The 14,775-nt window shown below is 44.8% G+C and carries 17 protein-coding genes; all 17 read left to right on the top strand.

The annotated features are described in order from the left end of the window. Positions 1-48: 48 nt before the first annotated feature. The 17 genes from EJN84_RS10575 (at position 49) to EJN84_RS10495 (ending at position 14,576) form a co-directional block, all read left to right on the top strand. Entirely contained in the window at positions 49-1,170 is a 1,122-nt protein-coding gene (locus EJN84_RS10575) for an efflux RND transporter periplasmic adaptor subunit (RefSeq protein WP_129595395.1), read from the top strand. Positions 1,171-1,233: 63 nt separating this feature from the next. Further along, positions 1,234-3,210: a PorE family type IX secretion system protein gene (porE, locus tag EJN84_RS10570; protein WP_129595394.1), complete on the top strand. Its 1,977-nt coding sequence runs from the start codon at positions 1,234-1,236 to the stop codon at positions 3,208-3,210. Positions 3,211-3,328: 118 nt separating this feature from the next. Further along, positions 3,329-4,249, top strand: coding sequence for a DnaJ C-terminal domain-containing protein (locus EJN84_RS10565; protein WP_129595393.1), 921 nt, complete (start codon positions 3,329-3,331; stop codon positions 4,247-4,249). After that, positions 4,246-4,542, top strand: a complete 297-nt coding sequence (locus EJN84_RS10560; RefSeq protein WP_129595392.1) for a chaperone modulator CbpM — start codon at positions 4,246-4,248, stop codon at positions 4,540-4,542. The genes EJN84_RS10565 and EJN84_RS10560 overlap by 4 nt, the downstream gene beginning before the upstream one ends. A 16-nt stretch (positions 4,543-4,558) precedes the next feature. After that, positions 4,559-6,220 carry a DNA repair protein RecN gene (recN, locus tag EJN84_RS10555; protein WP_129595391.1) on the top strand — a complete coding sequence of 554 codons (1,662 nt, stop codon included), beginning with the start codon at positions 4,559-4,561 and terminating at the stop codon, positions 6,218-6,220. Between the two features lie 34 nt (positions 6,221-6,254). Beyond that, positions 6,255-6,995: a 23S rRNA (guanosine(2251)-2'-O)-methyltransferase RlmB gene (gene rlmB, locus EJN84_RS10550; protein WP_129595390.1), complete on the top strand. Its 741-nt coding sequence runs from the start codon at positions 6,255-6,257 to the stop codon at positions 6,993-6,995. A gap of 103 nt (positions 6,996-7,098) precedes the next feature. Beyond that, positions 7,099-7,476, top strand: coding sequence for a RidA family protein (locus EJN84_RS10545; RefSeq protein WP_129595389.1), 378 nt, complete (start codon positions 7,099-7,101; stop codon positions 7,474-7,476). After that, on the top strand, positions 7,473-7,850 hold the full coding sequence (locus tag EJN84_RS10540) for a YccF domain-containing protein (protein ID WP_129595388.1): 378 nt from the start codon (positions 7,473-7,475) through the stop codon (positions 7,848-7,850). Before EJN84_RS10545 ends, EJN84_RS10540 begins: the two co-directional genes overlap by 4 nt. 166 nt (positions 7,851-8,016) lie before the next feature. Continuing rightward, complete coding sequence (locus EJN84_RS10535) at positions 8,017-8,487, top strand: DUF4252 domain-containing protein (protein WP_129595387.1); 471 nt, start codon at positions 8,017-8,019, stop codon at positions 8,485-8,487. Further along, positions 8,474-8,983 (top strand): RNA polymerase sigma factor, encoded by a 510-nt coding sequence (locus EJN84_RS10530; RefSeq protein ID WP_129595386.1) that lies wholly within the window; start codon positions 8,474-8,476, stop codon positions 8,981-8,983. The genes EJN84_RS10535 and EJN84_RS10530 overlap by 14 nt, the downstream gene beginning before the upstream one ends. Positions 8,984-8,996: 13 nt before the next feature. Beyond that, the gene (locus EJN84_RS10525; protein ID WP_129595385.1) at positions 8,997-9,521 is read left to right on the top strand and encodes a hypothetical protein; all 525 of its coding nucleotides are present in this window, start codon (positions 8,997-8,999) and stop codon (positions 9,519-9,521) included. Next, a complete protein-coding gene (locus tag EJN84_RS10520) occupies positions 9,518-10,000 on the top strand; it encodes a DUF4252 domain-containing protein (RefSeq protein ID WP_101486983.1) in 483 nt (160 codons plus the stop codon). Before EJN84_RS10525 ends, EJN84_RS10520 begins: the two co-directional genes overlap by 4 nt. A gap of 104 nt (positions 10,001-10,104) precedes the next feature. Continuing rightward, the gene (locus EJN84_RS10515; RefSeq protein ID WP_129595384.1) at positions 10,105-11,766 is read left to right on the top strand and encodes a S8 family peptidase; all 1,662 of its coding nucleotides are present in this window, start codon (positions 10,105-10,107) and stop codon (positions 11,764-11,766) included. Further along, on the top strand, positions 11,763-13,082 hold the full coding sequence (xseA, locus tag EJN84_RS10510) for an exodeoxyribonuclease VII large subunit (RefSeq protein ID WP_129595383.1): 1,320 nt from the start codon (positions 11,763-11,765) through the stop codon (positions 13,080-13,082). The genes EJN84_RS10515 and xseA overlap by 4 nt, the downstream gene beginning before the upstream one ends. After that, positions 13,070-13,261 carry an exodeoxyribonuclease VII small subunit gene (gene xseB, locus EJN84_RS10505; protein WP_101486986.1) on the top strand — a complete coding sequence of 64 codons (192 nt, stop codon included), beginning with the start codon at positions 13,070-13,072 and terminating at the stop codon, positions 13,259-13,261. Before xseA ends, xseB begins: the two co-directional genes overlap by 13 nt. Positions 13,262-13,272: 11 nt before the next feature. Continuing rightward, on the top strand, positions 13,273-13,962 hold the full coding sequence (locus EJN84_RS10500) for a 2-C-methyl-D-erythritol 4-phosphate cytidylyltransferase (protein WP_129595382.1): 690 nt from the start codon (positions 13,273-13,275) through the stop codon (positions 13,960-13,962). A gap of 149 nt (positions 13,963-14,111) precedes the next feature. Continuing rightward, positions 14,112-14,576 (top strand): Lrp/AsnC family transcriptional regulator, encoded by a 465-nt coding sequence (locus EJN84_RS10495; RefSeq protein ID WP_129595381.1) that lies wholly within the window; start codon positions 14,112-14,114, stop codon positions 14,574-14,576. The last annotated feature ends 199 nt before the right edge of the window (positions 14,577-14,775 follow it).

Genomic DNA, 14,775 nt, shown 5'->3' with positions numbered 1-14,775 from the left:
ACCCTTGAAAGAGTAAGGGGATAATGCACTGTAAAATCATTGGAGCACATGAAAACAACGGCTTACGCTTTTATTTTCTTTTTCTTTTTCGCCACATGGATTTCGTGTGGTAAAAAATCGGCAGGAACGACTCAGGATCAGAACGAATCCGACTCGTTGATAACCATCACGCAAGCCCAATTTGATGCTATGGGTATGGCTTTGGGAGTGCCGCAGCAAGTAACTTTTCGCGAGACGGTCAAAGTGAATGGAAGGGTGGTTGCCTCCGTCAACGGACAGGCGCAAATCACAAGTCGTGTTTCGGGAACGGTGAAGAGCATCCATCGCGAAATTGGCGACTACGTACCTGCGGGCAGTGTGATTTGTTCCATCGAGAGCAACGATTACATTACCTTACAGGAAGAATACAATGCAGTGAGCAACAGTTATCGGATGGCTAAAGCCAATTACGAGCGGTTGAGCGCACTTTATCGCGACAGCATTGCTTCGAAAAAAGATTTTCAGATGGCTGAAAGTGCTTTCAAAAGCATTGCGGCACAATACGAAGCACTGACACAGCGCTTGAATCTGCTGAAAGCTGATGCGAAAGAGATTGAAAACGGAAAAATATTTTCGATTTTACCCATTCGTGCACCCATTGGAGGGTATGTTACACAAATCAATTGTGTGATTGGAGAATATGTTACTCCCGAAAAAACGCTGATGACGTTGGTAGATATCGATAAAGTGTATCTACAGCTCAACGTGTACGAAAAAGACATTGCCGCGCTTGCGGTGGGGCAGAAAGTGGAATTTTACAATCCGAATAATCCGGACAGCATTTATTCGGCACAACTTTCGAAAATCGGGAAAGCGATTGATCCCGAGAAAAAAAGTATTGTCTGCATTGCCGATATTCTTTCACCCCGAAAGAGCGATTTTGTAAACGACATGTACGTCGAAGCACAGATTATAACCGGCGAACGTCAGGCAGTGGGTCTTCCGGAGGAAGCGGTTGTGAAAGTGGGCGAAGAATACCGGGTATATGCTCTGCAAGAAAAGAAAGGCGACAACTATCTGTTTAAATCCGTGAAAGTTTCCGTCGGAGAGCAGTCGAGTCAAAACATCGAGCTCACAGGAGATGTTCCGCAAGGACAACTTTTGGTGAGAGGGGTGTACAGTATGCCTTAGGTGAGGTGAAAGATCGGTTGGTTATACAATAAATTTCCCCAAAATCAGTTATTGTCTATAAGAATGTGGGGGAATTTTCGATATACATTTGTTCTGTTGATTGGCATACTCTTGTTTTCGTGTAATGAGGCAAAATTGAGCCAGGCACGCCGACAATACTTGTCGGGCAATTATTTCGCTGCAGCCGAAACGTATCGAAAAATTTATGCCGAAACTCCACGCGAACAGCGTGCCATGCGAGGGGTAATTGCTTACGAAATGGCCGAAAATTATCGTAAACTCAATATGAGTGCACGTGCCGCAACCTCTTATGCCAACGCCATTCGTTACAACTATCCCGATACCGTAATGTTTTTGCGCTACGCGCAGATGTTGCACAAAGAGGGACAATACCGACAGGCTGAAAAGGCTTATCTCGATTTTTTGAGACTCGACTCGACGAATATACTCGGGCTCAACGGACTATCAGGGGTGCGTCAAGCAGTGGTTTGGGCGCAACATCCTTCTCGTTTTGTGGCCAAACGTGCCGATATTCTCAATTCCAATCGCAGCGAATTTTCGCCCATGTTGACATCCGATGGCGAAACGCTTTATCTGACTTCGTCGCGCGACGAAGCGACGGGCGATGCCCTCAGCAACATTACCGGACTAAAGAATAACGATATTTTTGTTTCTACGAAAAACGTAAAAGGCGAATGGCAAAAGCCGAAACTTCTCGATTCGCCTCTCAATTCGGTATGGGATGAAGGCATTACTTCTACTACTTCCGACGGTTCTTTGCTGTTTTATACGTTTTCACCCGAAAGCGATAAACGACCTGCGTCAACAGCCATTTATGTTTCCGAAAAATCCGGGGCGGAATGGAGTTTGGGACGTCCGCTACGTATTGTTTCGAAGGACAGTCTTTCCGTTTTTGCACACCCTGCCGTATCACCGAAAGGCGATTATCTTTATTTCGTTTCGGATATGCCGGGCGGATATGGGGATAAAGATATTTGGAAGGCTGAACTTATCGGCAGAGGTGTGGCTAAGGTTGTAAATCTTGGCCCGGAAATAAATACACCCGGCGACGAAATGTTTCCTTATATTTTGAATGACAGTACTTTCTATTTTTCGTCCGATGGACATCCCGGAATGGGAGGACTGGATATTTTCGAAGCTGTTCGTCATCGGGGAAGCGAGCATTGGCAGATCGAAAACATGAAATCTCCGATCAATTCCCATAATGACGATTTTGGAATTACGTTCGCAAAGGGAAAAAATGAAGGTTTCTTCAGCTCCAATCGGGGCGATGCACGCGGACGCGATCATGTGTGGTCTTTCGTTTATCCCGATGCGAATGTCCGGATAGAAGGATTGGTCGCCGATCGTGAACAACAGCTTTTGCCCAAAGCCGTGGTCAGGGTGGTCGGTTCCGATGGAAGCGAACGAGAGTTTATTACGAATAAAGACGGCGTCTATCGTTTCAGAGCCGAAAGAGGAACACGCTACACTTTTATGGCACGTGCCGACGGTTTTCTTAATGCCAACAAACAAATTTACACTTCTTCGGCCGAAAAAGACACAACTTATTTTGTGGATTTCGAGCTGATGCCGTTCAACAAGCCGGTCATTCTCGAAAACATCTTCTACGATTTCGACAAAGCTACGCTTCGTCCTGAATCGAAAAAAGGCTTGGATGAACTGATCGCTATTCTTAACGAGCATCCTGCCATTGCCATCGAACTTTCGTCGCATACCGATCGCAAAGGTTCCGATGAATACAACAACCAATTATCGTTGCGCCGGGCTCAGTCTGTCGTGCAATACCTTATTTCGCAGGGAATCGATAAACATCGACTTACGGCAGCCGGCTATGGAAAGTCACGTCCCAAAACAGTAACGCCTTCAATTGCCAAAAAATACGATTTTTTGCACGAAGGCGATGTGTTAAATGAAGAATTTATCGAAAAACTTACTCCCGAACAGCAACAAATTGCCGATCAAATCAATCGTCGTACCGAATTCAAGGTTTCTGAGCAGGTGGTGGGTCTGTATTGAATCTTCTCATTCTTTTTGATCGTACCTTTCTAATTCTTTTTACGAAAGATAAAAACGGTATATTTTTTGCTATTTTTGTAGAAAACTTTCAATATAGAAAACAGCTATCAGAGACAGTATGGCATACATCGATTACTACAAGGTTTTGGGAGTTCCAAAAAATGCGACGCAGGAAGAGATTAAGAAAGCGTATCGCAAGCTGGCGCGCAAGATGCATCCCGATTTGAATCCGGATGACAAGGATGCTCATCGCAAGTTTCAGGAAATCAACGAAGCCAATGAAGTGCTGAGCGATCCCGAAAAGCGTGCCAAATACGATAAGTATGGCGAAAACTGGAAACACGGCGAAGAGTACGAAAAAGCGCAGCGCGAATATCAACAGCAATGGGGCAATTTTGGCGGCGGTGGAGCTCGCACCTTTTATACCGAAGGCGATTTCGGCGACGACGATTTTTCGGATTTCTTCCATTCGATGTTTGGCAGCGGATTTTCTCAACGTGCCGGGAGTCGCGGTTCGCGCAAGTTCAAGGGAGGCGATTATCATGCCGAGCTTCGTCTGACACTTCGTCAGGCTGCTACCACCCATAAGCAGGAAATAACCGTTGACGGAAAAAATATCCGTATCACCATTCCGGCAGGCGTGGCCAATGGCCAAAAGATTAAACTTCCCGGATATGGTCAACCCGGCGTTAATGGCGGCCCCAATGGCGATTTGTATATCACGTTTATTGTGGAAGACGATCCTCAATTCAAACGTTTGGGTGATGACTTGTATACCGAAGTCCCAGTGGACTTGTACACGCTGGTGCTTGGAGGCGAAATTCGTGTGAATACGCTTGACGGACAAGTGAACATGAAAATTAAACCCGGCACTCAGCCCGATACCAAATTACGCCTAAAAGGGAAAGGTTTCCCGGTATATAAAAAGGAAGGGCAGTATGGCGATTTGTACGTCACGCTAAAAGTTACGATTCCCGAACATTTGTCGCAAAGAGAGAAAGAATTGTTTACCGAACTGTCAAAAATCAGAACACGATGAACGAAAACAGAATTCTATATAGCGATTGCATTCGCATCTATCAGGTGGAAGAAAATTTCATCGATTCCTTGCAGGAATCCGGACTGATCCACATCGTATCGGAAAATGAACAGAAATATATCGAATATGACGATCTGGACGATTTGGAACAGTTTGTTCGTTGGCGATACGATTGGGATATCAATATCGAAGGCATCGAAGCGATGCATCACCTGCTGGGTAAGGTGCGTGCGTTGCAGGCCGAAGTAGAACGCCTGCAAAACGAACTTGATTTTTATAAAAAGATATTTTAACGAACGTTGATAACTCATGCTCAAATCGCTTTCGATAGAAAATTATGCACTGATTGATTCGCTGAATATCGAGTTTGCTCCCGGTTTTTCGGTAATTACCGGTGAAACGGGTGCCGGCAAGTCTATTATTCTGGGTGCACTATCGTTGATTTTGGGTCAGCGTGCCGATGCCCGGCAAATAAAGCAGGGCGAAAACAAGTGCTTGGTCGAAGGCGTTTTCGATGTGTCGAAGTATGATTTGAAATCATTGTTCGATGAACACGATTGGGTTTACGAAGGAGAGACCTGCATCCTGCGACGCGAGATTTGGGCGAATGGCAAATCGCGTGCATTTCTCAACGATTCGCCGGTATATTTGAATGACTTGAAGGCGCTGGGCGATCGACTAATCGACATCCATTCGCAGCACCAAAACCTGGCGCTGAACGACCGGCAGTTTCAATTGCTCGTAGTGGATGCGCTTGCCGATACCCGCTTGCTTCGTGGCGAATATGTTTCGGCATTCCACAGTTTTCGATCGGCGGCTAAGGTGTTGGCCGATCTGAAGGAGGCGTCACGCAAAAACAAGGAGGAAGAGGATTATCTGCGTTTTCAATACGCGGCGCTTTCGGAAGCCGCTCTTCGCGAAGGCGAACAGGAGGAGCTCGAAGCCGAACTCGAAGCCCTTACGCATTCCGAAGAAATAAAATCGGGATTGTTTGCGGTTACTAATCTGCTTTCGGGCGAGGATCAAAATGTGGAAACCATGCTCAAATCGGCTCTCGAGTCAGTCCGTAATATACAATCGGTTTTCCCTAAAGCCGATGAAATTGTTCAGCGCCTCGAATCGGCCTATCTCGATCTGAAAGATCTGCGCAGCGAAACCGAGCGCCTTTTCGACGAAATAGAATTTAATCCCGATCGTCAACAGCTTGTTGAAGATCGCTTGGGTGTCATCTACGATCTGCAAAAAAAACATTCGGTTGCCACTGTTCGTCAGTTGATAGAATTGCGTGACGATATCGGGTCGAAGTTGCAAAATATCGATTCGATGGAAGAAAAAATTTCGTCGGCTGAAAATATTCTTTCGGAAAAGCGCGAGCAGTTGTCCGATTTGGCTCGCCGTCTCTCGGAAAAACGTTTGGGGGCAATATCCGATATCGAAAAAGAATTGACTTCTCGACTTTCTTATCTGGGAATGCCGAATGCTCGATTCGAGTGCCGGATTACGCCTAAGCAACAGCCCGACGAAACAGGTATGGACGATGTCCAATTTTTGTTTTCGGCCAACAAAAATACCGATCTGCTTCCGGTTTCGCAAATTGCCTCCGGCGGCGAAATTTCTCGTCTCATGCTTTGCGTCAAAGCTATGATTGCTGGTGCTACAGCCTTACCAACCATTATTTTCGACGAAATAGATACGGGAACCTCGGGCGAAATGGCCGATAAGATGGGCCGCATCATGCAAGATATGAGCCGCAATATGCAGGTAATTGCCATTACGCACCTTCCGCAAATTGCCTCGAAAGGCGATTTTCATTATATCGTTTATAAAAAAGATACCGAAGATTCCACACAGACCTATATGCGGCAATTGTCTTCCGAAGAGCGAATAACCGAAATTGCCCGTTTGCTCAGCGGCGCGGAAACTACGGCGCAGGCCATCGAAAATGCGAAGGTGATGCTCCGAAAAAACTAAGTGATAAAAATACGAAACCATCCATAACTGATAAATGAAAGAAAAAGAGATGATTTTCGGCCTGCGTGCCGTGATTGAGGCTGCGGAAGCCGGAAAGGACATCGACAAAGTGTTGGTGAAACGCGATTTGCAGGGCGAACTGTTTCGTGAATTGCAGAACACGTTGCGCCACTACAATATTCCGATGCAGCGTGTGCCGGTCGAGAAACTTGAATCGCTCACCCGAAAAAATCATCAAGGGGTGGTGGCGTATATTTCGGCCGTTACATACTATCGTCTCGAAGAGGTGATTCCCCGTCTGTTTGAGGAAGGTCGCAACCCGTTTATTCTGGTGCTGGACGGGCTCACGGATGTGCGCAATTTTGGAGCCATTGCGCGCACCTGCGAAGTGGCCGGCGTGGATGCTATTGTCATTCCGCAACGAGGAAGTGTTTCGGTGAATGCCGACGCGGTAAAAACATCTGCCGGTGCTTTGCTTCGCATCCCGGTCTGTCGCGAACGAAACATCAGAGAGGCAATCGTTTTTCTCAAAAATAGCGGGATTAAAGTGGTTGCTGCTACCGAAAAAGCGGCCAATCTTTATACTTCAGCCGATTACACGGTGCCGTCGGCCATCGTGATGGGATCGGAAGATGAAGGCATCGCTGCCGAAAATTTGCGTATCTGCGACGAGTTGGTCAAAATTCCCCAATTCGGTGCCATCGGTTCACTCAACGTGTCGGTTGCTGCCGGCATTCTTGTCTATGAAGTTGTTCGACAACGGTCTGGAAATTAATTGAAGAAAAAAAGCAGTAAGAAATCTAACATAAAACTTTTTTTCGATACTCATACTATAGTTCTCGATTATCTGCTCAAAAAAAACTTATAATTCCAAGAATATGAAAAAGTCAATTTCAACTCAACAAGCCCCTGCTGCTATCGGTCCTTACAGCCAAGCCATAGAAGCAAACGGGATGATTTTCGTGTCGGGGCAATTGCCTATCGATCCCGCTACCGGAACAATGGTAACAGGCGGCATCAAAGAACAAACCGCTCAAGTGTTCAAAAACATTCGTGCTATTTTGGCAGAAGCCGGACTGAATATGGATGCCATTGTGAAAACTACGGTATTCTTGACCGACATGAACGATTTTTCGGACATGAACGAAGTGTATGCCGAACAGTTTTCGGGCGTTTTTCCTGCGCGATCGGCTTTTGCCGTGAAGGCGCTGCCTAAGAATGCTCCGATTGAGATCGAGGTAATAGCCGTGCGATGAAAACGTTGGGCAATATTATCTGGGTGTTGTTCGGTGGCGCCATCACCGCCATCGAATATGTCATCAGCAGCATCGGCATGATGGTTACGATTGTCGGCATACCATTTGGGCTTCAGTCACTCAAACTGGCCGAACTTGCACTCTGGCCTTTTGGCAAAAAAATCCGAACCATTCCTTCAAGCTCCGGTTGTCTGTCCACTGTTATGAATATCATTTGGTTTTTTATCGGTGGACTCCCCATCGCGCTGACACATCTGTTATTCGGACTGCTTTTTTATATCACGATCATTGGTATTCCTTTTGGCAATCAGCATTTCAAACTGATGAGGCTGGCTTTTGTGCCTTTTGGAAAGGAAGTAGTGAGTGCAGAATAGCAGCCCGGCCAAATTGCAGGCGGACGAGAAGTTGCCGGCAATTCTTTCCCAAAGATGGTTTTTTCTGCACAATCTGAACAAATCCGTGTCACAGAATTTTATCTGATTCGTCTTCTGTATAGAAACGATCCTGATTGATGTTTCTCCCAAATTAAATTCTATAGCAATGTATAAAAGAATTGTTAGTGTGCTGCTATTTACAGCTTTGTGTTCGGCAATGTGGGCACAAATATCCGTAAACCGACTTTTCAATGAGTTTTCGCGCGCTGAGAATGTCGAAAAAGTGAAATTGGGAGGATTGTTGATGTCCGTGGCGAAAACCTTCGAGCGGGGAAACGGCGAGCTGGCAAATATTTCCGGCATCAAGGTGTTGTCGCTCGAAGAATGCTCTCCCGAAGTGAAGCAACGTTTCAACGAACGCGTCTCGAAATTGCGAGATAACCGTTACGAAACGTTTCTAAACACGAACGATGGCCGCGAGAGAACCAAAATTTTGCTTCGTTTCGATAAGGATTTAATTCGCGAACTGGTAATTGTTACTTCAGGTGACGATCCTGCGTTGATAAGCATTACCGGAAAAATAGATCCGAAGGATATCGAGAAATGGTCATCAAAAAAAAGGGATGGAGAGCAGTGAGTTTAAAAATAGATTTCTGGGTCTCCATCGACAAATCTATCGGGTAGCATACTCGATTCTCGAAAACGAAAAGGATGCGGAAGATGCTGTGCAGGAGGTTTACATCAAGCTCTGGCAGCTGCGTGACCGACTCGATGATATTCGCAATGACGAGGCTTTTGTCATCAGAATGGCCAAAAATCTGGCACTCGATATGCTTCGCGAAAGTTATCACAAGCGCACGACATTGCTCGATCCGGATCAGGAAACTGAAAGCGACGAGTGGCTCGAACATACTCTGATGGCGAAGGATCAACTCTCGGTGGTGATGGATTGCTTAAAAAAATTGCCTGCTTCGCAGCAAAAAGTAATGCAACTCCGACATTTTGCCGATTTGTCAATTCCGGAAATAGCGAATGTTACGCAATATACCGAAGTGAATATAAGACAATTGCTCTCGAGAGCGCGAAGTGCGATGAAGGCTCAACTGGCATTGATCGAACGACACGAACCGTGATCATAAAAACAAAATGAATATGCAAATCGAAGAAATACATAAACTGCTCGACAGATTTTATAAAGGAGAAACCTCGCTCGATGAGGAAAAGCGGTTGTCCGATTTTTTCAGACAGGAAGTTGTTCCCAAATCGCTCGAAGAGGATAGACGGGTGTTTTTATCGTTTTACGACCAAAATGTGCCGATTCCATCCGACTTGGAACAGAGAATTTCCGCGCTCATTGATTCGTTTGACGACGATCGTAAAATGAAGTCGGAGAGGACCGGGATGCGACGATTGTTATCTCCGTTTTTGGTCGTTGCCGCCTCTGTTTTGCTTGTGTTCGGAATCCGTTTTTTTGTTCAATCCGATAACCCCAAACCGGCTTTGATGGCCGACACATATCAAAATCCGAATGATGCTTATCGGGCAACAATGCACGCTCTGCAGTTGTTTTCCGATAATTTCGAAAAAGGCATGCAGCCTATCGAAAAAGCAGCCGTTCATGTGGAGAAAACACAGAAGATTATTCATCAAACTATATATACGAAACAATGAGAAAATTATTGATAGCTATACTTTTTGTAGTATGCGCAGCAAATCTTTCAGCTCAAAAGAATCCATTCGAACAGTTTACCGAAATGGATGGTGTTACGTCGGTTTACATTTCGAAAAACATGCTTTCACTTTTCCCCAAAAACGCCAAAAATATGAATTATGGGGGCATAGACGTGGGCAATTTTTTGCACAAATTGTCGTCCATTCTCATTCTTACTACCGAGGATAAGAATATTGGAAAACGCATGGTCTCTCTGGCAAACAACCAAGTCAAGACAGATAATTATGAATTGCTGATGCGCGTGAAATCGGATGACGACGACAACGTGAATTTTTTTATGAAAGGCAAGCCCGAAAGTATTCGCGAACTCATCATGATTGTCGATGGCAGCGATGATGAAAGTGTGATACTCCAGTTTCTGGGCGATTTTACATTGCAGGATATTCAGAAAATGACCGAAGGTTTCGGTAAAGATTAAGGACAATTGTTGCTGCTGCCGATCCGCATCGTGAATAAAATCGCGATGCGGATTTTTCTTTTTGATAAATCGTATGTATTTTTGCTTATCCATCAGTTAAAATCATGACACTACGCATCTACACCATCATTCTATTTGCCGCTTTTTCTATAGTGCTTTTGGGGCAAACCTCTCCGCTCGAATATCGCTTCCGCGTATATTTGAAGGATAAAGGAAGCGAGATGGAATATTCGGTGGACAACCCGCAATCTTTTTTATCGAAACGGGCAATAGAGCGCAAACGTAAAGAACGGGTCGATATCGACAGTACCGATTTTCCTGTCTCGAAAAATTATTTGCAAATCATTGCAAATTCGGGTGGAAAAATTGTTTCGAAAAGCAAGTGGTTCAATACCTGCGTGGTTCAGTTGAAGGACAGCCTGCAAATAGAGGCCGTACGATTATTGCCTTTTGTAGATTCCGTTAAATATATCTGGCGCGGCAATGATCAACGGACGACTCATCTTATGCGACCACGTCTCGAACCCTCTTTTTGTGAGGATACCGTCTCCGAAAAGGATTTTTTCGGAATCTCTCGCGAACAGTTTGCCTTACATAAAGCCGATCGAATGATCAAAGCCGGTTTTCGGGGGAAAGGAATTGCGATTGCCGTTATCGATGCCGGTTTTACCAATGTGGATGTTATTCCCTATTTCGCAAAATACAACCTGCTTGGATATAAGGATTTTGTCCCGAACGGATCTCTTTTTTCGGCAAACGATCACGGCACCAAAGTGTTATCTACTATGGCCGTGAATCAGCCCTATCTCATGATCGGTTCTGCTCCCGAAGCGTCTTACTGGTTGCTCCGATCCGAAGATTCGCAAAGCGAATTTCCCGTCGAAGAGGATTTTTGGGTGGAGGCAATAGAATTTGCCGATAGCGTGGGGGTGGATATCGTGAATACATCTTTGGGCTATAGCGATTTTGACGATCCATCGTTGAGTTACCGCTACGAGCAGATGAATGGTTCGACTTCACTCATGACACGTGCTGCCGACAAAGCTTTCGAAAAGGGTATATTATTGGTGTGCAGTGCCGGAAATGAGGGCAATAAACCCTGGAGAAAGATTACAGTTCCTGCCGATGCTTTTCATGCGCTTACGGTCGGAGCTGTTCTACTTGATAGCACTATTGCCAAATTTAGTTCTATTGGCCCTACGGCCGACGGACGCATAAAACCCGATTTAGTGTCGGCGGGAGTGGGAGTGGCTACGGTTAATCAAAACGGTGTTGTGGGATGGTCGAATGGAACGTCCTTTTCGTCGCCATTTCTTGCCGGACTCGTTGCCTCTCTTTGGTCCATTCATCCTCAACTTACCCGTACCGACATCCTCCATGCCCTGAAAGAATCGGCCGATCGGTATAATCGCCCTGATACTGTCTTTGGATACGGAATTCCCGATTTTTCCAAAGCTATGAGAACCGTTCTTGAAAGTATCGAACCCGCCGAAAAAATATTGTCCGATGATGGTTTTTCCGTTTCGATGGATCATCCTAAAAATCATATTTCCGTTCAACTTCTCGATCGCGAGCTTCCTCCTAATATATATATTGTCAGATTGCTTTCCGAAAATGGACTGATCCTTTACGAAAACAAGCTCGACGAGAATTATCTATTAAATTTTCAGCTGAACAGTGGTTTGAAAAAAGAAAACCAATATCTTTACATCGTCATCGATAGTCCTTTGGATTTGCGTGTTGCGCGTTTAAAAATTAAACTATGAATCAATCGCTCACCTTGCTGGAACTGAATCGCTTTGTGCGGGAAGTAGTGAAAAACAATTTTCCGGACACATATTGGGTACGTGCCGAAACGAGTGATGTGCGGCGCAATGCCAATGGCCACTGCTATTTGGAGTTTATCGAAAAAGATCCGGTTACGCAAAATATTGTCGCCCGCGCTCGTGGTGTGATTTGGGCAAATACCTTTCGCCTTCTCGAAAGTTATTTCCAATCGCAAACCGGTACGGCATTTACTTCGGGAATGGGGGTTTTGGTTCGTGTGTCGGTGGAATTTCACGAACAGTATGGTTATTCTCTCACGGTGGTGGATATCGATCCTTCGTTTACGATTGGCGAAATGGCGCGCAACCGAATGTTGGTTATTCGCCGGCTCGAGGAGGAAGGAGTGCTCAGGCTTAATAAAGAACTCCCTATACCTGATGTGTGCAATCGGATTGCCGTGATTTCTTCTGCCACTGCAGCCGGATATGGCGATTTTTTGCATCAACTTGCTTCGAATCCGTTCGGATTGATTTTTTATACGAAACTTTTTCCGGCTGCAATGCAGGGAGAAAATAGCGAAGCTTCAATTATTGCTGCGCTCGAAAAGATTTACGAAAACCGGGATATGTTTGATGCCGTAGCTATCATTCGGGGTGGAGGGGCAACGTCCGAACTGAATTGTTTCGATTCTTATCCGGTTGCAACCAACTGTGCTCAATTTCCTTTGCCTATCGTAACCGGCATCGGACACGAGCGCGATGTCACCGTGCTCGATATGGTTGCCCACACAAGTGTTAAAACGCCAACTGCCGTTGCCGAGTTTTTCATCGATCATCAAGCCGAGTCGCTCGCCCGAATAACCGACTTGCAACAGCGTTTGGTATCTATTGCAAGACAAGCGATTAGCCGCGAAAACTCGGAGTTGGCGCTTTTGTCGAAGGACGTATATCATCATTCTATTGCCTTTTTGAGTAAACAAAACAGCGAAATCGGAAATGTTGTTTTTATGCTTCGTGCCTATTCACAAAAGCAACTCGATACGCTTAGGCAAGAGCACAAAGAGCAGGTCGTGCGCTTTCGGAATGCTGTTGAACATGTGATTCGGAGTGAAAAACATCGGATAGAGAACGCTGAGCAATATTTTGAAATGGTATCTCCCAAAAATGTGCTGAAGCGGGGATATACCATCACGGTGCAAAATGGTAAAATCGTAACTTCCGCTACTTCTCTCGTTGAAAACGAATGTATCGAAACTATTTTTTCGGATGGTAAAACAACTTCGGAAATAAAAAATATCGAAAAATGGAAAATATGACTTATTCTCAGGCACGGAAAGAACTGGAAGAAATTGTCCGCTCTATCGAGTCCGGCGAGCTTGATGTGGATAAACTGACTGAAAAGGTTAAGCATGCGGGCGAGTTGATTGCTTTTTGCAAAGAGAAACTTACCAAAGCCGACGAGGATTTGCAGCGCATGCTCGATGAGATTGCTTAATGTGTCGTTGCATGAAGGGCTTGCAGAAACAAAGTGTCGTGATTGTCGCCGGAGGGGTAGGCCTTCGGGCAGGCACCGAGTTACCCAAACAGTTTGTGTCTGTTGGCGGTAAACCATTATTGATGCATACCATTCAAGTTTTTTATCGATACAATCGGGAAATGAAAATAGTCGTTGTTCTTCATCCCGAATATCGTAATTTGTGGGCGCAGTTATGTTCTTCTCATGGATTTGAAGTGCCGCACTTGCTCGTCGATGGGGGAGCAACACGTTTTCATTCGGTAAAAAACGGACTTTCGCTGATCGATGATGATGAAATGGTGGCTATCCATGATGCAGCTCGGCCATTTGTTGCACACTCGGTTATTGAAAACGTATTTGCCGAAGCCGCAAATTGTCAATGTGGAGCTATCCCGGTAGTGAGCGAAAAAAACAGTGTCCGGATGCTCACTTCACACGGACACAAACCTATCGATCGCTCTTTGTTGAAATTGGTACAGACTCCTCAGGTTTTTCCTGCTCGTCTTTTGAAGAAAGCCTATTCTGTAGATTTCAAAAGCTCCTTTACCGATGATGCTTCGGTGGCCGAAGAGTATGGTATCGAAATTCACTTGGTGGAGGGGAATGACGAGAACATTAAAATTACAACCGCATTCGATTTTAATTTGGCAGAAATACTGGTTAACTCGATTTTGCAGTAAGAGTTCTTCTTTCACGAAATATTCGTTTCAAAATTGAGACTGTTTAGTTTACAAATTATTTTATTTCAAAAAAAATAATTTCAATTTGTCATTTTAATAAAGAAAATTAGTACTTTTGAAGTCAAAATGTAAATAATAAAAGAAGTTCGATGGAAAAAATTGACAAATTGGACCGACAAATTTTAGAGATCATCTCTCAAAATGCTCGAATTCCATTTCGAGATGTTGCCGAACAATGTGGCGTTTCACGTGCTGCCATCCACCAACGCGTTCAACGGATGATCGAAAACAATGTGATCACCGGATCCGGATATAATGTTAATCCCAAAGTGCTCGGATATGCTACAACTGCTTATATTGGTGTGAAACTCGAGAAAGGTTCCATGTATAAAAACGTGGTACCCGAATTCGAAAAAATTCCCGAAATCACCGAGTGTCATTTCACTACGGGTCCCTATACGTTGTTAGTTAAACTTTACGCCCGCGACAATGAGCATTTGATGGATCTTCTCAACAACCGTATTCAGGAAATTCCCGGTGTTGTTGCCACCGAAACCATGATCTCGCTCAGTCAAAATGTAAAACGGGAAATACCTATTTTCAAAGAACCGTAAAAGTCTTATATACCGTTTCGGAAACCCCTGTTTACTTCATTAACTTAATAAGATGAACTTTTTTCGCAGTCATGGATATTCCGGTGATGTTGACCCCTCGTTCCGGTGATATTGACCCCTCTTGATGGTTTTATTTCAAAGAACGAAGGAATCTGACAAAATTACATTTTTTTTCTCAGGTTGGATCCTTTTAACTCTA

It is taken from the genome of Seramator thermalis, from assembly GCF_004138125.1.
GTDB classification, from domain to species: Bacteria; Bacteroidota; Bacteroidia; order Bacteroidales; family Dysgonomonadaceae; genus Seramator; species Seramator thermalis.
This window is presented reverse-complemented; position numbering and strand designations above follow the sequence as displayed.